The organism is Streptomyces lydicus (assembly GCF_004125265.1).
Lineage (GTDB): Bacteria > Actinomycetota > Actinomycetes > Streptomycetales > Streptomycetaceae > Streptomyces > Streptomyces lydicus_C.
In genome coordinates this window covers 4698496-4716288 of record NZ_RDTE01000003.1, presented here as the reverse complement: position 1 = coordinate 4716288, position 17793 = coordinate 4698496, and the positions used below count along the sequence as shown (strand labels likewise).

15 protein-coding genes and 1 pseudogene are annotated in these 17793 nt (G+C 73.9%); 5 read left to right on the top strand and 11 right to left on the bottom strand.

Annotation, left to right across the window (positions count from 1 at the left end; translation table 11 throughout):
* Positions 1-55: 55 nt before the first annotated feature.
* Positions 56-889 (bottom strand): YqeB family protein, encoded by an 834-nt coding sequence (locus D9V36_RS23110; RefSeq protein WP_347239726.1) that lies wholly within the window; start codon positions 887-889, stop codon positions 56-58.
* A gap of 223 nt (positions 890-1112) precedes the next feature.
* Between D9V36_RS23110 and D9V36_RS23105 the strand changes: the two genes are divergently transcribed.
* Positions 1113-1709, top strand: a complete 597-nt coding sequence (locus D9V36_RS23105; RefSeq protein WP_129295462.1) for a TetR/AcrR family transcriptional regulator — start codon at positions 1113-1115, stop codon at positions 1707-1709.
* Positions 1710-1791: 82 nt separating this feature from the next.
* On the opposite strand, the gene D9V36_RS23100 is transcribed toward D9V36_RS23105, so the two are convergent.
* The 6 genes from D9V36_RS23100 to D9V36_RS23075 form a co-directional block, all read right to left on the bottom strand.
* A complete protein-coding gene (locus D9V36_RS23100; RefSeq protein WP_164993012.1) occupies positions 1792-3522 on the bottom strand; it encodes a protein kinase domain-containing protein in 1731 nt (576 codons plus the stop codon).
* 180 nt (positions 3523-3702) lie between these two features.
* A complete protein-coding gene (locus D9V36_RS23095; RefSeq protein ID WP_129295460.1) occupies positions 3703-4974 on the bottom strand; it encodes a cytochrome P450 in 1272 nt (423 codons plus the stop codon).
* Positions 4975-5154: 180 nt separating this feature from the next.
* Positions 5155-5952: an ABC transporter permease gene (locus tag D9V36_RS23090; protein ID WP_129295459.1), complete on the bottom strand. Its 798-nt coding sequence runs from the start codon at positions 5950-5952 to the stop codon at positions 5155-5157.
* Positions 5949-6968 carry an ATP-binding cassette domain-containing protein gene (locus D9V36_RS23085; RefSeq protein WP_431357692.1) on the bottom strand — a complete coding sequence of 340 codons (1020 nt, stop codon included), beginning with the start codon at positions 6966-6968 and terminating at the stop codon, positions 5949-5951. The genes D9V36_RS23090 and D9V36_RS23085 overlap by 4 nt, the downstream gene beginning before the upstream one ends.
* A gap of 96 nt (positions 6969-7064) precedes the next feature.
* Positions 7065-7901, bottom strand: a complete 837-nt coding sequence (locus tag D9V36_RS23080; RefSeq protein WP_129295458.1) for a DUF4097 family beta strand repeat-containing protein — start codon at positions 7899-7901, stop codon at positions 7065-7067.
* Between the two features lie 179 nt (positions 7902-8080).
* Positions 8081-8620, bottom strand: coding sequence for a hypothetical protein (locus D9V36_RS23075; protein ID WP_129295457.1), 540 nt, complete (start codon positions 8618-8620; stop codon positions 8081-8083).
* A 446-nt stretch (positions 8621-9066) separates the two neighbouring features.
* On the opposite strand from D9V36_RS23075, the gene D9V36_RS23070 reads away from it, so the two are divergent.
* Positions 9067-10665: a serine/threonine-protein kinase gene (locus D9V36_RS23070; RefSeq protein WP_129295456.1), complete on the top strand. Its 1599-nt coding sequence runs from the start codon at positions 9067-9069 to the stop codon at positions 10663-10665.
* Between the two features lie 56 nt (positions 10666-10721).
* Positions 10722-11031, top strand: a pseudogene (locus D9V36_RS23065) (SDR family oxidoreductase); the annotation flags it as partial.
* 41 nt (positions 11032-11072) lie between these two features.
* Here D9V36_RS23065 and D9V36_RS23060 read toward each other — a convergent pair.
* The 3 genes from D9V36_RS23060 to D9V36_RS23045 all read right to left on the bottom strand — a co-directional run bounded on the left by D9V36_RS23060 (position 11073) and on the right by D9V36_RS23045 (position 14468).
* Positions 11073-12512 (bottom strand): glycosyltransferase 87 family protein, encoded by a 1440-nt coding sequence (locus D9V36_RS23060; RefSeq protein ID WP_164993011.1) that lies wholly within the window; start codon positions 12510-12512, stop codon positions 11073-11075.
* Positions 12513-12520: 8 nt separating this feature from the next.
* Positions 12521-13279 (bottom strand): class I SAM-dependent methyltransferase, encoded by a 759-nt coding sequence (locus D9V36_RS23050; RefSeq protein ID WP_129295454.1) that lies wholly within the window; start codon positions 13277-13279, stop codon positions 12521-12523.
* A 70-nt stretch (positions 13280-13349) separates the two neighbouring features.
* Positions 13350-14468: a glycosyltransferase family 4 protein gene (locus D9V36_RS23045; RefSeq protein WP_129295453.1), complete on the bottom strand. Its 1119-nt coding sequence runs from the start codon at positions 14466-14468 to the stop codon at positions 13350-13352.
* A 74-nt stretch (positions 14469-14542) separates the two neighbouring features.
* Here D9V36_RS23045 and D9V36_RS23040 point away from each other — a divergent pair, with 74 nt between their 5' ends.
* Positions 14543-15367 (top strand): PIG-L deacetylase family protein, encoded by an 825-nt coding sequence (locus tag D9V36_RS23040; protein WP_129295452.1) that lies wholly within the window; start codon positions 14543-14545, stop codon positions 15365-15367.
* On the top strand, positions 15364-16398 hold the full coding sequence (locus tag D9V36_RS23035) for a lysylphosphatidylglycerol synthase transmembrane domain-containing protein (protein ID WP_129295451.1): 1035 nt from the start codon (positions 15364-15366) through the stop codon (positions 16396-16398). The genes D9V36_RS23040 and D9V36_RS23035 overlap by 4 nt, the downstream gene beginning before the upstream one ends.
* Here D9V36_RS23035 and mptB read toward each other — a convergent pair.
* On the bottom strand, positions 16331-17788 hold the full coding sequence (gene mptB, locus D9V36_RS23030) for a polyprenol phosphomannose-dependent alpha 1,6 mannosyltransferase MptB (RefSeq protein WP_129295450.1): 1458 nt from the start codon (positions 17786-17788) through the stop codon (positions 16331-16333). The genes D9V36_RS23035 and mptB overlap by 68 nt on opposite strands.
* Between the last annotated feature and the right edge of the window lie 5 nt (positions 17789-17793).

Sequence of the window (17793 nt, the reverse complement as noted above, 5' to 3'; positions counted from 1 at the left end):
CCAGCGCCCGCCCCCAGGTGTCCGCACGCGCTGAGGAATCGGCCCGCCCCGCCCCTCAACTCCGGGTCGTCCGGGTCGTGCGGGTCGTGCGCCAGTACTGCCGCTTGTTCTCGTCGCGCACGACGACGCCGAGCTCGGCCAGTTCCTCGCGCAGCTCGCGAGCCTCGTCGGCGGCGGCGGGCTTGCCCAGTAGCTGTGCGCGGGCCGTCAGCAGCGCGTCGGCTCCCTCCGGCAGGCCCGGTGCCCGGGGGACCCAGAGCCGGAATTCGTCCCGGTGCGGATCGCCGTCGGACCAGCGGTAGCCGTGCTCGGCGAAGGCATCGGCGAGCCGCTGCGCGTCGAGGTCGCAGGCCTCTCGGGCGGTCTCCTGGCCGTCTCGGCCGAGCAGCACCAGCTGCTTGCCGTCCCGGAGCGCTGTGTCGATCTCGTGGTGGGTGAACTCCCGGGAGATGCCTTTACGGGTGAGGACCACGCGGCTGCCGGAGATGGCGACGGAGAGCCGGTCGCGCTGAGCGAGGTATCCGGCGGCCAGCCCCAGGACCGCGCCCACGGCCAGCACTCCGACGGTCCGCCACGGTTCGGGGATCGAGGTCAGGAGCCTGGCCGGTCCCTGCCACGGCGCCCAGGGCAGTGTCACGAACCACTGCGCGAGCAGCTTGATCAGCCAGCCGATCCCGGCGCCGGCTGCCGCGAAGACGGCACAGACGAGCACGACCGCCCAGGCCGGTTCCGCCAGGACGGTGGCCTTGTCGGCCAGGACCGCGGCCTTGCCGGTTCGCGGCCGTTCCCTGCCGGCTCGCACCTGCGTCGCGTCGTTCTCTGTCGGTAACTCGTCCGCTCCCGCCCGTCCCCCATCGACCCCTGCCTGTTCTTCCTTCTCCACGTTCACGATCCCCCCTGCCCGGTCGGTCGGCCGGCAGCGGTTGCGCCGGCAGGTCTTCGTGCATTGCGGCACCGACTTCCGACCGCAGCATAATGATAAACCGAGTGCTCGGTCTATTATTTGCCCAACAGAGCAACGCCCGGCGTCAGCCCGCCAGTTCGCCAGTTCGCCGGTCCAGCGACCCAGCGACCCTGCGGCCCGGCGACCCGCCAGCAGGAGGAGGAGAACCATGAGAAAGATCGACCCGGCCAAACACCGGGCGCGGCGGCAGCACATCCTGGGCGCCGCCACGGAGCTGTTCGCCACCAAGGGCTTCGATCGCACCACGACCGCGGAGATCTGCCGGGCCGCCGGCATGAGCGCGGGCAACCTGTTCCACTACTTCCCCAACAAGCGCGCGATCTTCCTCGCCGTCCTCGAGAGCGACGGGGACGACAAGGCCGAACGCTTTGCGCAGGCGCTGGCCGCCGCTGACCCGTGGGACGCCCTGCTGGAGATCGTGGACCTCCTCGCCGCCCCGGCCATGAACCCGCTGACGCCTCCGCTGGTCATGGAAGCCATGGTCCAGGCATACCGGGACCCCGAACTCGAGGCGCTGCTCAGCCGCGACAACGCCGATGAGCACGCGACCGTCGTGGGACTGCTCACCAAGGCCGCCGCGACCGGTCGGATCGATCCCGAACTCGACCCGGACAGCGCCGCGTCATGGGTCCTGGCCCTGATCTCTTCGCTCTACACGAGCGCAGCCACCGCCCCGTCCTTCGATCCGGCCGGCCAACTGCCCACGCTCCATCTCATTCTGCGCCGCTTTCTCCGCGCCGAGTGAGTGGGTGAGGGCGACTCCACGGGGTCGGAACGGTGCCACGCCGTCCGGGTGAGGGCCGGGACTTCCACCACCGCAACTCCCGCTATCCGCGGGCGTTCTGGCCGGCCGGCTTTCGTGGCCGGCGGTGGGCGGTGCGGAGGTGCTCCGGCGGCCTTTGGGCGTCGGCCATGGCGGGTGGGGTGGATGGGGCGGTGAGGTGGCCGGAAGACGGCGGGCGGGTGCGGGACTTGAGGGCTTGGGTGCCGATGGCGAGGGTGACGCCCAGGAGCAGGACGTAGAACACGCCGATCTTGTGGAGGTCGTCGAGGAAGAACCAGACGGCGGCCAGGGCGGTGAACCAGAAGGCCACGAGCGCGAATCCGCCGGCGCCTTCGTCCTTGTAGCCTGCCGCCAGGCACAGTGCGGCGACGAGGGCCAGGACCAGGGCGACGATGACGTAGCGGGTTTCCCAGCCGACGGTGCCGCGGGAGAGTTCGGACCAGGCGGCCACGGCTTCCGCCACCGGGCCCCAGGACACCGCGCAGGCGAGCCGTGCCGACCACAGCAGGAGCACCGCACCGGCGACGGCGGCGAGCAGCGCTACCCGGTTGAACTGGCCGACCTCGATCATGTCGGTCCGGGATATCACCAGGGAGAGGAAGCAGCCGAGCAGGGCGACCGCGCCTTCCGCCGTCGGCCGGAAGACCACGCCGGCCGGTCTGCGGCGGGTGGGACGGGGCGGGGACGCCTCCGGTCCGCTGCCGGAGGGGGTGGGGGAGGCGGCGGAGAGTCCCGCGGAAGCGCCGGAGAGCGGGGCGGAGGCCAATGGGGTGGAAGCGGCCGCCGCCGGGGCGGGTTGCCCGGTGACGTGGCCGGGTGCGGCCTGACCGGGAGCGGCGTGACCCAGGGGAGCGGGAGCGTGGCCAGGGGCGGCCGGGTCGAAGGCGGTGGGGGTGCGGACCGGAGTACGGGCAGCGGTGTGTGCGGGGGGAGGCGGCGTGGTGGGCCGGGCGGCCTCGGTGAGTGCGGCGTGCATCGTGGACGCGCTCGCGAAGCGGTCCTCCCGGCCCTTGTGCAGTGCGCGGACGATCACCGCGTCGACGGCGGGCGGCAGTTCGGGGCGGAGCCGGGAGGGCGGGACCGGCTGCGCGGACAGATGCTGGTGCATCACGGAGAACGGGGAATCCCCGGTGTACGGGGGACGGCCCGTCAGCAGCTCGTAGAGCAGACAGCCCACGGCGTAGAGGTCCGTACGGTGATCGGTCTCGCCGCCGTTGATCTGCTCCGGGGCCAGATAGGCGGGGGTGCCGACCGCCACGCCCGTGCCGGTCAGGCGGGTGGCCGCCTCGCTGAGCGCCTTGGCGATGCCGAAGTCGACGACCTTGGCCTTGCCCGAGCCGGTGAGCATGACATTCGCGGGCTTGATGTCCCGGTGCACGATGGCGTGCCGGTGGCTGTGCTCCAGGGCGTCCAGCACCTGGCCGGTGAGGTCGACCGCCTGTGCCACCGGCAGCGCGCCGTCCTTCAGGACCTGGCTGAGGGTTCTGCCCTCCACGTACTCCATGACCAGGTAGGGCTCGGCGACACCGCCGCTCGCGTCCTCCCCCACGTCGTGAACGGTGGCCACCCCCGGGTGGTTGAGCGCGGCGGCGGCGTGCGCCTCGCGCTGGAACCGGGTGAGGAATTCGGGCTGCAGCGCCAGCTCGGCGGAGAGGGTCTTCACGGCGACGGTACGCCGCAACCGGTGGTCGACGGCGCGGTAGACCGTTCCCATCCCGCCGTGCCCGAGCTGCTCCACCAGCTCGTACCGCTGCCCCAACGTCCTGTGCTCCACCGGGTTCCTCCAGGGACCGTCTACGCCAACACGTACGCGGGAAGACGTACAGGAGTGCGAGCGGGTTCCTCCGTGTGCGGTGTGCGACATGCGGCGGGCGGCGGGCGGCAGGCGCGCCCCGGCTGGGTGGCTCGCGCCCCCGCTGGGTGGCTCGCGCCCCGTCCGGGCCGCCCGGCGGCGCTACCGCTCCTCCCAGGTGACCGGGAGCCGGTGCACCCCGTAGATGTTCATCCCGTGTCGCAGGGGGACCTCCTCCGGCGGGACGGCCAGCCGCAGCGTCGGGAAGCGGGTGACGAGCGCGGGGAAGGCGACCCGCATCTCGACACGGGCCAGCTGCTGGCCCAGGCACTGGTGGATGCCGTGGCCGAAGGACAGGTGTCCGGTGGCCTTGCGGTGCAGGTCGAGGGTGTCGGGGTCGGGGAAGCGCTCCGGGTCGCGGTTGGCGGCCTCTATCGAGAGGATGACCGTCTCGCCCGCCTTGATCAGTTGGCCCTCCAGCTCGACGTCCTCCAGCGCCGACCGCGCACCGGTGTGGGCGATGCTCAGGTAGCGCAACAGCTCCTCGACCGCTTGGTCGGCAAGGCCCGGATCGGCACGCAGCGCGGCGAGTTGATGCGGGTGGGACAGCAGCGCGAAGGTGCCGTGCGCGAGCATGTTGGCGGTGGTGTCGAGGCCGGCGGCGAGCAGGAAGCTCCCGATGCCGGCGAGTTCTTCATCGGTCAGGTCGGTGGTCGTGAGGTCGCTGAGCAGGTCGTCGGTGGGTTCGGCGCGCTTGGCCGCCACCAGGCCGGCCAGGATGTCCTGCAGCGCGGCGGTGGCGGCCATCACCTCGTCCATCGTGGAGCTCTGGGTCATCACCGTCGCCACATGACGCTGGAAGACCTCTCGGCCGGTGTAGGGGACGCCGAGGAGTTCACAGATCATCAGCGCGGGGAGGGGCTTGGCGAACGCCTCGACCAGGTCCGCCGTCGGCCCTCGGCGCTCCATGGTGTCCAGGTGCTCGGCGGTGATCTCCTCGGCGCGGGAGGTGAGTTGGCGCATCCGCCGGACGGTGAACCTGCCCATGAGCAGTCGTCGGTAGCGGGTGTGCTCGGGCGCGTCGAGCCCGGTGAGGTCACCGACCGGTGCCGGGGGCAGTGCGCCGGAGTAGCGGCCCTCGACCGGGTAGTGCATCAGCTCGTAGCGCGAGCTGAAGCGGGGGTCGGCGTGTATCGCACGGACCGCGGAGTAGCCGGTGGCCAGCCAGCCCACGTGCCCGTCGGGAAAGCGCAGCCGGGAGAGCGGACGTTCCGTGCGCAGTGCCGCCAGTTCGCCGGGCGGATCGAAGGGGCAGCCCGCGGGACGGGCGGTCGGCAGCTTCACGAGGGCGGAGTGTTCGGGAGTGGAGGGGTCAGGGGCACGGTGTTCGGGAGTGGAGGCGTCAGGGGCGCGGTGTCCGGGGTGCAGGGGCATGGCTGTCCTCCGATACGAGGTGCGGGGCACCGTGTGGCGTGCGGTGAAGGATGAGGGGAGAGGAGGGGTGAGGCGCGCGCAACGGTGCGGCGCGGCAGGGTGCGGCACGCGGAGCGGTGCGGCGCGCGGCAGGGTGAGGGGCCTGCCGTGAAGGGGGCGGCCCGGGCGCGGAGGCCGCGCTCAGCGCGTGGCGCCGCGGCGGAAGGCGGCCCGCGCCCACAGGTAGCCGGCCAGGCTGAGCGCGAGGGCCCATGCCAGGGCTATGACGCCATTGGTGCCGATCTCCGTGCCCAGCAGGAGGCCGCGAAGCGTCTCGTTGATCGGGGTGAAGGGCTGGTATTCGGCGAACCAGCGCAGCGGGGCCGGCATGGTGTCGGGGGTGACGAAGGCGCTGCCGAGGAAGGGCAGGAAGGTGAGCGGCATGGGGGCGTTGCTCGCGGACTCGACGGTTTTCGCCACCATGCCCATCGCGGCCGCCAGCCAGGTGAGCGCGAAGGAGAGCAGGGCCAGGAGGCCGAGGGCGGCGAGCCACCTGACGGGGCTGGCGTCCGGCCGGAAGCCCACCGCCAGTGCGACGGCGATGACCAGGACGAGGCTGAGCATGCTCTGGATGACGCTGCCGACCACATGGCCCGTCAGCACGGAGGCACGGGAGATCGCCATGGTGCGGAAGCGGTTGATGATGCCCTCGGTCATATCGGTGGAGACCGAGACGGCCGTCGAGAGGGCACCGGAGGTCACCGTCATCAGGATGATGCCCGGAACGACGTAGTTGACGTACGCGCCGCGGCCGTTCGCCGCACCCGGCAGTCCGATCCCGTTGCCGAGCGCGCCGCCGAAGACGTACACGAAGAGCAGCAGCATCACGATCGGCATGGCGACGACCGAGACCGTCAGGGAGGGATAGCGCCGTGCGCGCTTGAGGTTGCGGCGCAGCATCGTCATCGAGTCGCGCATCGCGTACGGGAGAGAGCTCATCGGGCGTTCCCCTCAAGTGAGTTGGCCGTGGCGCCGGACTGCGGGGGCCGCCCCGTGAGGGTGAGGAAGACCTCGTCGAGGTCAGGGGTGTGCACGGTGAGCGCCTCGGCTTCCACGGACGCGCGGTCGAGGGTGTCGAGGACGGTGCGCAGAGCGGGGATGCTGCCGTCGCCGGGGATGTGCAGGGTGAGCGCTTCATCGTCGCGGGCGGCCGCGGTGAAGAGGGCGGCGGCCGAGGCCAGTCGGTCCGCGTCGGCGAGCTTGAGGCGGATGTGGCTGCCGGGGATCCGCTGCTTCAGCTCGTCCGCGGTGCCTTCGGCGACCAGCTTGCCGTGGTCCAGGACGGCGATCCGGTCGGCGAGTTGGTCGGCCTCCTCCAGGTACTGCGTCGTCAGGAAGACGGTGACGCCGTCCTCGGCGACCAGACTGCGGATGATCTCCCACATGGTGCGCCGGCTGCGCGGATCGAGGCCGGTGGTCGGCTCGTCGAGGAAGATCAGGCGCGGATCGCCGACCAGGGTCATCGCGAGGTCGAGCTTGCGGCGCATACCGCCCGAGAAGGTGGCGGCGGGTCTGGCGGCCGGCTCGGTCAGCTCGAAGCGCTGCAGGAGTTCGTCGGCGCGTCGGCGGCCTTCGCGGCGGCTTAGATGGTGCAGGTCCGCCATGAGGAGCAGGTTCTCCCGGGCGCTGAGCAGGTTGTCCACGGCCGAGAACTGACCGGTGACGCCGATGGCGGCACGTACGGCGTCGGCCTCGCTGACCAGATCGCGGCCCGCGACCTGCGCCTGGCCGGCGCTTGCCGGGATGAGGGTGGAGAGGATCTGGACGGTGGTGGTCTTGCCCGCGCCGTTGGGCCCGAGCAGGGCGAACACCGTGCCCTCGGGGATGTCCAGGTCGATGCCGTCGAGGACGGCCTTGTCGCCGTAGGACTTGGCTAATCCGCGTGCGGTGATCGCCGGCGGGCGGGGCTCCGGTGGGCGGGACGCCGATAAGCGGGCCGCGCTTTTCATGGTCATGACAGTTCCTCTCCGGGTTTCACGTTCCGGGTGACGAGTTCTGCGATACGACGAGTTCTGCGATGTGGCGGACCGGCGGTGGCCAGACGCTGGTGGTCAGGAGCGGCGGATCACGATGTCGCCGAGGCTGGTGTGGGCGCGGACCTCGACGGTCTCGGCGGCGTCACCGGGGCCGTCGGACGGTCCGAGGGAGTTGCGCACCGTGCCGACACCGGTGGCCACATCGAGCCAGGCGGCGGTGGACTTGGGGATGCCGACCTCCAGGTCGCCGAGCGCGGCCCGGAGGACGACCCGGCCGCGTGCCACTTCACCGATCCGGATGGCGCCGTTGGCGGACTTGGCTTCGACCCCGGTGTGCGCGACGCCGACGGAGATCAGGCCATTGGACGCGGTCGCCCGCAGGGCGCCGGTGACCTCGCCGATCGTGGTCGCGCCGTTGCCGTTCTTGACCAGCGCGGCGCCCGCGATCTCCCCGGCCTCGATCCGCCCCGCGGCGATGAGCTCGGCGTCCCCCGTCACCCGCGCCAGCCGGATGTCGCCATAGTCGGTCCGCAGGTTCACGGCCTCCGCCTCGTCCACCTGGAGATCGCCGAGCGAGGTCTTGAGCCGGCACTCGCCGAGGCGGCCCGCACAGGTGAAGTCCGCCATCGGCGAGGTGCCCAGGACGTCCGAGCCGGCCGGCAGTTCGATGGTCACGTCGAGCGAACCGCACTTGCCGAAGAGGGAGCGCTTCCTGGGCCCCTTGACCACCAGCTTGCCGCCGGAGTAGGTGACCTTGGTCTGCTGCGCGGCCCGTACGTCGGCGTCCGCAGTGGCGTCGCTCGGGTGCACCTCGACGACGGTGTCGGTGCGCTTGCTCGCGGTGATCCGGGCGGATCCCATGTCGAATTCGAGGGTGACGGAGATCGGTTCGGGGGTGTCAAAAGTAGGCATGGCTGTCCCGTCCTCATGGCTGTGGTGAGCGTTCCCGCTGGTAGAGCGGGTGAGATGAGAAGTGGCGCGGTGCGAAACGGTGGTGTGGCGGTGAGAGGTGGTCAGGTGAGGGGTGCGCGGTGGGCAGTGTGCGGTGAACGTGGTGCGCTACGCCCGGGAAGGCCGGCCGGCGCGGCCCTCTAGCGGACCCAGCCGGTGTAACCCTGCTGGCCCCGGTGGCGGCTGCGGCCGCCGGAGCGGGGACTCTCGCCCGGTTCCAGGGCCGTGGCGACCGCCCGTACCAACCAGGCGTTGACCGAAAGGCCCTCGTGGCTCGCGGCGTCCTCGACCCGGGACTTGAGGTGGGCGGGCAGGCGGAAGTTGATCCGCGCGGTACCGCCCTCGTCGCCGTCCGCGGGGACGGCGGGCACGGGCGCCCGCCCGCCACCCGGCACGTCCTCGGGCGCCTCGGGCTCCCCGTACAGCTGGTCCGGCGCCGGCGAGGGTGTCACCACGAATTCGGGGTCGAGTCCGCGCAGCCGTACGTCGACCGAGCCCGGTGCCAGCTCGCGGGTGACCTCGGCCATGGCGGAGGACAGCGCGTTGAGCAGGATGAGCCGGGTGGCCGACTCCAGCGGAGTGGTCAGTCGTTCGGCCAGGGCGCGGGCTTCGTCTCCGCCCGCGTCCGCGGCGACCGCGAGCTCGTGCCGGAGGTTGTCGACATACGGCGTGAGGTCCATAACGCCATAGTGGCACCACAATGACGCCAACGCAAGCCTTTCTGGCGCCATGACGGCACCAAGTGCTGCCACCATGGCGAAGAGTGGCGCCACCGCGTCACCACCACGTCACCATCGTGGCACCATCCGGCGCGTAGCCCCACTGCCGGACCACGGCCGAACCGGAGCCGAACCGGAGCCGGCCCGGAGCCGACGCACACCCGCCCCGCAGCCGACCCGCGACCACCCCCGCAGCACTCCGCCCGAACGCGGGCCCCCACGGCGGCAGTTGCCCCACCCGCCCGCACGCGGCCCGCACCTGCCCCCGGACCTGCCCCGTGCCACCCCCCGACCACCCCCCGACCACCGTGCCCGGATCCGGAGAACACCGCTCTCACGGCTGCGCGAACGCTCGGGCTATGGTGCTCCCGCAAGCTGTCCGGCCGTGCGAAGGAGACGATCTCGCGGTGTCCGATCGGGGACGGCTCATAGCCGACCGGTACCGGCTCGTGGAGCGGGTGGGCCGCGGCGGTATGGGCACCGTATGGCGGGCCGAGGACGTCTTGCTCGGCCGTCATGTCGCCGTGAAGAAGCTGTTCGTCCCGCCGCATCTGGACGACGACGAGATCCGGACGCTCCACGAACGCACCCGCCGCGAGGCCCGCAGTGCCGCCCGGATCACCCACCCCCATGTGATCGTGGTGCACGACGTCGTCGACGACGAGGGTCTGCCGTGCATCGTCATGGAGTACGTCCCCTCGGACACACTGGGCGACCTCGTCAAGCGGCACGGTGCGCTGGCGCCGGACCAGGCTGCCCGGATCGGCTGCGGTATGGCCGGCGCGCTGCGTGCCGCGCACGACGCCGGGGTACTGCACCGGGACGTCAAGCCCGCCAATGTGCTGCTCGGGAAGGACGGACGCATCGTCCTCACCGACTTCGGGATCGCGGTGCAGTCCGGGACGCCCTCGCTGACCAGGACCGGCGAGCTGGTCGGGTCGGTCCAGTACCTGGCGCCGGAACGTCTCCGGAGCACGATCGCCGAGCCGGGACCGGCCAGTGATCTGTGGTCCCTCGGCGCGACGCTGTACCAGGCGGTCGAGGGCCGGCCGCCGTACCTGCGGGACACCGCGATCGAGACGGCGTACGCCATCGCCACCGAGGAGTACGACGCCCCGCGCAACGCCGGGGACCTGGCACCCGTGATCGAGAGCCTGCTCCGGAAGGACCCCGGGCAGCGCATGGACGCCCGCGAGGCCGAACGCCTCCTGGGCGAGGCCGCCGGAGCCACCACCGTCTCCTGGCAGCGCCCCCTGGACGGCACCTCCGGAACACGTAGCGCCCTCGACGTCCCGCCCACCCGGCCGCAGCCCGGCGTGGCCACGGCGCACCCGGCGCACCCGGCGCACCCGGCGCAGGCCACCACGGACCCCGCGCAAGGAGGCGGCCGCAGGCGCCGTACGGTGCTGCGGTTCGCCGCGGGCGCGGCGGTCGCCGCCTTGGTGGCCGGCGGGGTCCTGCTGTGGCCGTGGGGCGGCGTCGACGCGTCGGGCAGCCGTCCTTCCGGCGCCGCCTCCGCCGCCCACCCCTCGGGCGCCGGCCCTTCCCCGCTTCCCCCGCTCCCCGCCGGATACCACCTCCAGAAGGAGGGCCAGGGCTTCTCGCTGCCCGTACGGGACGGCTGGAAGCGCAAGGATCCGCCCGGCGGCGAGGTCGCCTATGTGGACCCGTCCGGGCTGGTGGGGCTGCGGATCAACATCGTGCAGTTCGCCGGGTCCGATCCGCTGCGGCACTGGCGGCAGACCGAAGAGGCCCAGACCCGCCGGGACAACCCGGGCTACGAGCGGGTGCGGATGGACCCCACGGCCTTCCGCGGACGGCCCGCGGGGTACTGGGAGTTCACCTTCGACGGCAAGAAACGGAAGTACCGGGCGGTGGAGCTGGCGTTCAGCGGCGCCGACGACACCCAGTACGTGATCTACCTTTCCGCGCCGGACGCACGGTGGAACACCTACCGGCCGGTCTTCGACACCGCCGTCAAGGGAATCCGCCGGGACAGCCCTTAAAGCGTGTCTTTGCCAGGGGCCGCGACGCCGCTCCCGGCGGTGGCCGCGCAGGCGTCACCGCGGCCTACGTCGTCAAATCCCCCAGGGGTCTATGCGGCCACCAAGACGGCGGTGAAGGTGCTCACCGGGGGCCTGCGCCAGGAATCGGGACCCGATCTGCGCGTCACCCTCGTCTCGCCGGGCTTCACCGACACCGAAGGAGTCGGCAAGGGGGCCGGCCCCGAAGCCGCGGCCGCGCTGATCCGGCAGCGCGACGAGATCGCCATGCCGCCCTCCGCCGTCGCCTCCGCCATCGGCTACGCCATCGGACAGCCCGACGGCGTCGACGTCAGCGAGATCGTCGTCCGCCCCACCGTGCAGGCCTGAGCGCAGCGAGCCGGGCCGTCCGGGACCCCAGGCGGCGGCCGCTAGGACCAGGCCCCGGAATCCCCCACCGCGGACGCCCGGGCCCCGGACGCCTCCGCCGCGGACGCCCCGGCCGGGACGAGGGAGTGTGGGCGGCGGGAGTCCCCGGCCCGGTCCGTCGCCTTCCCGGTGACGGGCAGCAGCAGGGCGACGAGGGTGAGGACGGCGCAGGCGGGGTAGCCCCAGCCGAGCGCGGCGAGGTACCAGGGGCGGCCGAAGCGCCAGATGTCCGGCTGGGCCAGGGCCAGCCAGTGGATGAGGAATCCGGCGAGGGCGAGGCACCAGGCGGTCAGGGCCGCGGTGTGGGCCCGGGTCCGGTGCGGCGCATGGGTCAGCCACAGGACGGCCGCGACGGCCCAGACCCAGTGATGGCACCACGAGATGGGGCTGGTCAGCAGGCCGAGGAGCTGGACGGCGAGCAGCGCGCCGAGGGGATCGGTGCGGCGGGCGGCGCGCACCACGGCCGTCAGCGCGAGCAGAGCCGCCGGGACGGCGCAGGCCCACCAGGGGGCGGACCAGCCGGCGTCGTGGCCGAGCGTGCGGGACAGCGCCCCGCGCACCGACTGGTTGAGCGCCGAGCCGACCGGGCCGACCCGTGCGGCGTCGCCGACCGCGTGCAGCCAGAAGCCGGCCGCTGACCGGGGTGCCGCCCACCACCCGGCCGCGACGGTGGCGGCGGCCACCGCGGCCGACCAGCACGCCGCCGACCAGCGCCGGTGCACCAGGAAGTAGAGGCCGGTGACGGCCGGGACCAGCTTCACCCCGGCGGCGAGACCCACACCGAGCCCGGCCGCTGCCGCCGAGCGCCGCTCGACCGCGTACGCGACGCCCGCCGCCAGCAGCAGGTTGACCTGCCCGAGCGCGAGGGTGACGGCGACCGGCTCGGTCCACAGCAGGGCGGCGCTCCACAGCAGTACCCGCCGGCGGTGCCGTCCGGGCTTGGCGGCCGGGTCGGCCATCCGCAGGCAGCAGTGGACCAGGACGCAGAGCGCCAGGACCGAGGCCGCGGTCCAGGCGGCGCTCACCAGCGGCCACGGCGGCCAGGACAGCGGGAGGAAGAGCAGCGCGGCGAAGGGCGGATAGGTGAACGGCAGCGGGAACAGGTCGGGGCCGGGCAGCTCCAGCCGGAAGGCGTACAGATCGCCGCTCAGCAGATGCGGGGCCGCGGTCCGGTAGACCCGCAGATCCACCATGCCGACGCGCAGGCAGGCCGGGATCCACACCAGCAGCAGCATCGCCGTGGCGGCGAGGAGCAGTACGGTGCCCGGACGGCGGGCCAGGATCCGGCGCGCCGCCCCGGTACGCCGTACGCCCGGGCGTGTTCCCGGAGGGCCACCGCCGGAAGGGCCACCGACCGAAGGACCACCGCCGCAAGGGCCACCGACCGAAGGACCGCCACCGGGAGAACCGCCGTCCGGAGGACCGGCCGCCGGGACGTCCACCGGCGGACTCATTCGCCCCGGCCCTGCTCCGCACCGGTGCCCGGGGTCCGCACGTCCCCCGGCCGGGCCGCGCCTGGGGCCTCGTAAACGCTGACCGCGAACGGGCGGAAGGAATCCGCCTCCACCTGCTCGACCACACAGCGGAACCCGGCGACGGCCTCGAAGTACGCACAGAACCTGCGTGACTCCGGCCAGGGGTGCACCAGGACCAGCAGTCCACCGGGTGCCACGGACCGCGTCAGATGGGCGCAGGCCCGCCGCAGATGCCGGTGCCGGCCCAGGTAGTACAGCAGCTCGGCGCAGAAGACGAGGTCGAAGCGGTCCTGTGGTGGCGCGGTGAGGATGTTCAGCCGCACGAATCGGGGAGACCGCACGGACCGGGGAGACCGTACGGACCGGGAAGCGGGGGCGGCACGGCCGGACACCGAGGCGCGGCCGGGCGCGGAAGCGCGGGCCCGGGCGAGCGCCCGCTCCGAGATGTCCACACCGGTGATCTCCGCCTGCGGAAACGCCGCCGCGAGCCGGTGGGTGAAGGCTCCCTCGCTGCACCCGACGTCCAGGATCCGCCGGTAGGGGCGCCGGGGGAGCTGCCGCAGGGTCGTCGCGTACTTGAACTGCTCGTAGTCGTCCACGGCCAGGCCCCACGGGTCAGGACGCCGGTGCCACCAGTCGAAGTACCAGTGCAGGACCCGTCCCTGGCCGCGGAGGCCGAGGAGGGAGAGCGCGGCGAAGAGGGCGCGGTGCGCGCGGTCGAGGAGGCGGTGCATGAGAACCTTCCGGCCGTTGCGGTGGCCACGCTTCCCGGAGGCCGCCGGACGTATGCGGGATGACGGGGCGTCAGCGGGTGACGTCGTCGTAGGCGTGGGCGAACGCTTCGGTGACCACGGGCCAGGTGCAGTGCACCGGCTCGGTCTCCCAGTTGTGGGCGGCCAGGGTGCGCCGCGCCCCCGGGGTACGGGCCAGCCACAGCACCTCGTCGGCCAGCGCGAAGGCGGAGTGGCCGCACAGCGCCCCCTCACGGTTGTGCCGTACGAAGTCGGCGACGCCGGTGTGCGCCCGGGCCAGCACCGGCAGGCCGCTGGTGCGCGCCTCCAGGGCCGCGATCCCGAAGGACTCCCGGCGGGAGGGGTTGACGAACAGGTCGGCCCCGGCCAGCAGCTCCCGTACCTCCCCGGGCTGCAGCCGGCCCGCGAGGCGGATCCAGCTGTCCATCCCGTTGCGGCGCAGATAGCGCTGTATCGGCCCCGCGCTGGGCCCGGCGCCGGCGAACGTGGCGCGCAGGGCGGTGCCCCGCCGGGACATCCGCGCATGGGCGGAGTGCAGCGCCGCCAGCAGCTCCATCGGCTCCTTGCGCGGCACCAGCCGGCCGACGGCGACGACGTGCACCCGGCCGTCCTGGCGCTCGACCGCGGCTCCCGGGCTGCGCCACCACGCGGCGTCGATGCCGTTGGGGATGACCCGGGGGGTGACGTCAGGAAGGGCCTGCCGGATCAGCCGGGCGGCCGACCTGCTCACGGTCGTCACGGCCACCGGAGCGGTGGGGCCGTGCCCGGTCCGGCTCAGCAGCCGGTACAGCGCGCGCACCACCGGGTCCCACATGCTGTGGACGGTGGCCACGGCGGGGATGCCCCGGCGGCGGGCGCAGGCCAGCGCGGCCCACGCGAACGGGGAGGCCGCGCCCAGGTGCACATGCACCACCCGCGGGTGACGTGCCGTCAACAGCCGGTCGATGGCGTGTCCCGCTCTGGGGTGAACGGGCAGCTGGCCGGGCAGCCGCGCGCTGATCCTGTGCACGGGGTACGGCCACGGGGCCGTCTCCGCCCCCGGCCCGGCGGGCGTCGCGGTGACGACCTCGGTGGCCTGGCCCGCCCGGTGCTGCGCAGCGGCCAGCGCGGCGACCTGGATCTCGATACCTCCGGTCCGCGGCGCAAAGCAGTCTGAAATGTGAAGGATCATGGCTGCACTTCCGAAATGGGGCGTGAAGTCCCCCAGTATGGGGTGGTAAAGCATGGTTCGTGAGACATACGTGCTTGTTCTTTCATGCGCATCCGGACGACGAGGCGCTGCTGACCGCCGGCACCATGGCGCGCCTGGCCGGTGAAGGACACCGCGTGGTGCTGGTGCTGGCCACGGCGGGCGAGCGCGGCCTGGCTCCGACGTCCTTGCGGGAGCGCGGCCTGGGCGAGGTCCGCCGCGAGGAGGCGCACGCCTCCGCCCGGATCCTGGGCTGCTCCCGGGTCGCCTTCCTCGGCTACGCCGACTCCGGGCACGCCCCCGGCCCGGCCCCGGCCGGCGGCGGCGCCCGGCCGTTCGCCTCGGCCGAGGTCGAGGAGGCGGCCGGCCGGCTGGCCGCGCTGCTCACCGAGGAGCGCGCCGACCTGCTGACGGTCTACGACCCGGCCGGCGGCTACGGGCACCCGGATCACGTCCAGGTCCACCGGGTCGGCTACCGCGCCGCCCGCCTGGCGGGCACCCCGGTGGTGCTGGAGGCCACCGTCGACCGCACCCTCCTGCTGCGCGGGCTGCGCGCCGCCTCCTGGGTCCACCGCTTCCCGCCGGAGTTCGACCGGGACTCCTTCCGGCAGGCCTACGGCGCACGCTCCGAGATCACCCACCGGGTGCCGGTCAAACGGCACTGGCGGGCCAAGCGCGCCAGCATGGCCGCGCACCTCAGCCAGGCCCGGGGCGGCGACTCCGAACGCACCCTGGCCGCCCTGGGCCGGCTGCCCGGACCGGCCTTCCGCCAGGTGCTGGGGACCGAGTGGTTCATCCAGCGCGGGCTGCCCGCGGGCCCCGTCCTGCGCGATCCGCTGGCCACCTTGCCGGGCGCCGCGGCGACGGCGCCCACCCGATGACACCGCTCCGCGCGCGGCTGCCGAAGTCCGCCCTGCGGCTGCTGGGACTGCTCTCCTCCGCCGCGGGCCTCGTCCTGCTGGCGCTGGCCGTACCGAGGGCGGCGGGCACCGACTGGGCCGCCGTCCGGGCCCACCTCGGGCACATCAGCGGCCCGCAGGTGGCGCTGCTGTGCGCCCTGGCGGGTGCCACGCTGTGGAGCTACACCTACGTACTCGGCGCCGCACTGCCCGGACTGACGCAGCGTCAGGCCATGCTGGTGCACTGCACCGGCAGCGCCGTCAGCAACCTGCTGCCGCTCGGCGGCGGTGCGGGCGTTGCGGTCACCTACGCCATGACGCGCCGCTGGGGGCATCCGCCGCACGCCGTGGCCGTGTGTGTCGCGCTCACCGGGGTGTGCAACGTGGCCGCGCGGCTGGTCCTGTCGGCGGTGGGCGCACTGATGCTGGTGGGGACCCCGGTACCCGGCATCGGCTGGGCGGCGGCCGCGGGCGGGGCGGTCCTCGCCCTGCCGGTGGTGCTGGCGGCCGGGTGGCCGGTGCTGCGCCGCTGCCGCCGGGCACCCGCCGCCCGCCTGCGGGCCGCGCCCGCCGGAGCGCTGCGGCGCCTCGCCGGGCGGGCCCGGGAGCTCGCGGTGCGGCTGCGCGACGAGAGCCGGGACATCGTCCGCCGTTCCTGGGCGCGGCTGGTGTGCGGTATGGCCGCCACCCTCGCGGCCCAGGGCGCGCTGTTCCTGGCCTGTCTGCAGGCGGCGGGCTCCCGTACGGGTGCGGGCGAGGCGCTGGCGGTGTTCGCGGCCAGCCGGCTGCTGACCCAGATCGCCCTCACCCCCGGCGGCATCGGCGTCACCGAGTGCGCCGCCGCCGTCGCGCTGGTCGCCCTCGGCGGCGCCCCCGCGGCCGTGGCCTCGGCCATGCTGCTGTTCGCCACCTTCACGCATCTGCTGGAGATTCCGCTCGGCGCGCTCACCGGCGCGTGGTGGCTGCTGCGCGGGGGACGACGGCGGCCGGCACCGGCACCGGCCGCGCCGTAGACGCCCACCACAGCACCGCCGCCAGTGCCACCGCTCCCCCGACGACGGCCGCCGGCCCGCTCACCCAGGTGGGCCCCTGCCCCGAGGGCATCACCACCAGCGTCAGCCCCACCACCGCCGCCCGGGCGCCACGCCCCGCCAGCCGCCGCCAGGACACCGCCGCCAGCGGCACCACCGCCCACAGCGCGTACCACGGCTGCGCCACCGGAGCGGCCGCCACCAGCACCAGCAGCGCCGCCCCCGTCGCCCGCTCGGCGCCGGCCCGCGGGGCGCACCGCACCCAGTAGCCCACCGCCCCCAGGCCCACCAGCAGCCCGGCCAGCCGCGCGGCGGTCATCGCACCGGCCGCGGTGCCCCACCCCAGCCCCCGCGCGGCCCAGCCCAGCAGATGGCCCGCGTCCGTGCTCAGGGACAGCAGGGTGTGGACCTCGGCGGGCGTACGGAGGGTCCACAGCCACCCCCACCCCTGGCCGCACCCCGCCACCCCCGCCACCAGGGCGGTCGCGGCCACCGCGGCGATCCCCGCCGCCCGCCGCACCCGCCGCCACCCGCCGTCCCGCCCCGCCACGCTCACCGCCGCCGCGCACAGCAGGGCCACCACGGCGGGAGCCTTCACCAGCACCGCCGCGGTCAGCACGACGGTTCCCACGCACCGGCGCCCCCGGCGAAACGCCAGCAGCCCAGCGGCCATCAGCCCCAGCATCAGCGCCTCGTTGTGCGCCCCGCCGACCAGGTGCAGCAGCACCAGCGGGTTGAGCGCGCCGGCCCACAGCGCCCCGGCCGCACCGGCGCCCGCCGCCTCCGCCAGCCGTCGCAGGGCCCACACCAGGAGGGCCAGCCCGGCCACCGCCAGCAGCCGCAGCCCCAGGGCGGCGGCCACCACATGGTGTTCCCCGGTGACCGCCACCACGGTCCGCGCCGCCGCTACGGACAGCGGCCCGTAGGGGGCCGGGGTGTCGTGCCACATCCCGGGGACGTTCGCCGCGAGCGGCCCGCCCAGCGCCGCCGGGCCCAGCGCGTACACATCGCGTCCGCGGCCCGCCAGCGCGCCCTGGGCGAGGTAGCTGTAGGCGTCGCTGCTGCCCAGCAACGGGCCCGGCACCAGCGGCAGCACCCAGCACCACAGCGCCCTGCGCAGCGGCCGCCACCCGCCGGCCGTCCCGTCCGCGACCCGCGTCCCCAGCCGCCACCACGCGGCGATCAGCAGCACCAGCCCGGCGTACGACACGGCGACACCCACACACTGCAGCGGCGCGCCGGGCCGCCCCCACACCCCGTCGGGGACGCCCCGCGGCAGCGCACCGGACCCCCATCCGCCGGCGCCCAGCAGGGCGGATCCCAGCGTGCCCAGGAGCACTTCTGCCCGGACGGTGCTCCCTGCCGCGCTCATCCGGC

What these genes read in the sequence shown, in the direction of transcription:
- D9V36_RS23105 (WP_129295462.1), top strand. Translation starts at nt 1,113, where the DNA reads ATGAGAAAGATCGACCCGGCCAAACACCGGGCGCGGCGGCAGCACATC.
- mptB (WP_129295450.1), bottom strand. Translation starts at nt 17,788, where the DNA reads ATGAGCGCGGCAGGGAGCACCGTCCGGGCAGAAGTGCTCCTGGGCACG.
- D9V36_RS23045 (WP_129295453.1), bottom strand. Translation starts at nt 14,468, where the DNA reads ATGATCCTTCACATTTCAGACTGCTTTGCGCCGCGGACCGGAGGTATC.
- D9V36_RS23050 (WP_129295454.1), bottom strand. Translation starts at nt 13,279, where the DNA reads ATGCACCGCCTCCTCGACCGCGCGCACCGCGCCCTCTTCGCCGCGCTC.
- D9V36_RS23090 (WP_129295459.1), bottom strand. Translation starts at nt 5,952, where the DNA reads ATGAGCTCTCTCCCGTACGCGATGCGCGACTCGATGACGATGCTGCGC.
- D9V36_RS23085 (WP_431357692.1), bottom strand. Translation starts at nt 6,968, where the DNA reads ATGACCATGAAAAGCGCGGCCCGCTTATCGGCGTCCCGCCCACCGGAG.
- D9V36_RS23095 (WP_129295460.1), bottom strand. Translation starts at nt 4,974, where the DNA reads ATGCCCCTGCACCCCGGACACCGCGCCCCTGACGCCTCCACTCCCGAA.
- D9V36_RS23035 (WP_129295451.1), top strand. Translation starts at nt 15,364, where the DNA reads ATGACACCGCTCCGCGCGCGGCTGCCGAAGTCCGCCCTGCGGCTGCTG.
- D9V36_RS23075 (WP_129295457.1), bottom strand. Translation starts at nt 8,620, where the DNA reads ATGGACCTCACGCCGTATGTCGACAACCTCCGGCACGAGCTCGCGGTC.
- D9V36_RS23080 (WP_129295458.1), bottom strand. Translation starts at nt 7,901, where the DNA reads ATGCCTACTTTTGACACCCCCGAACCGATCTCCGTCACCCTCGAATTC.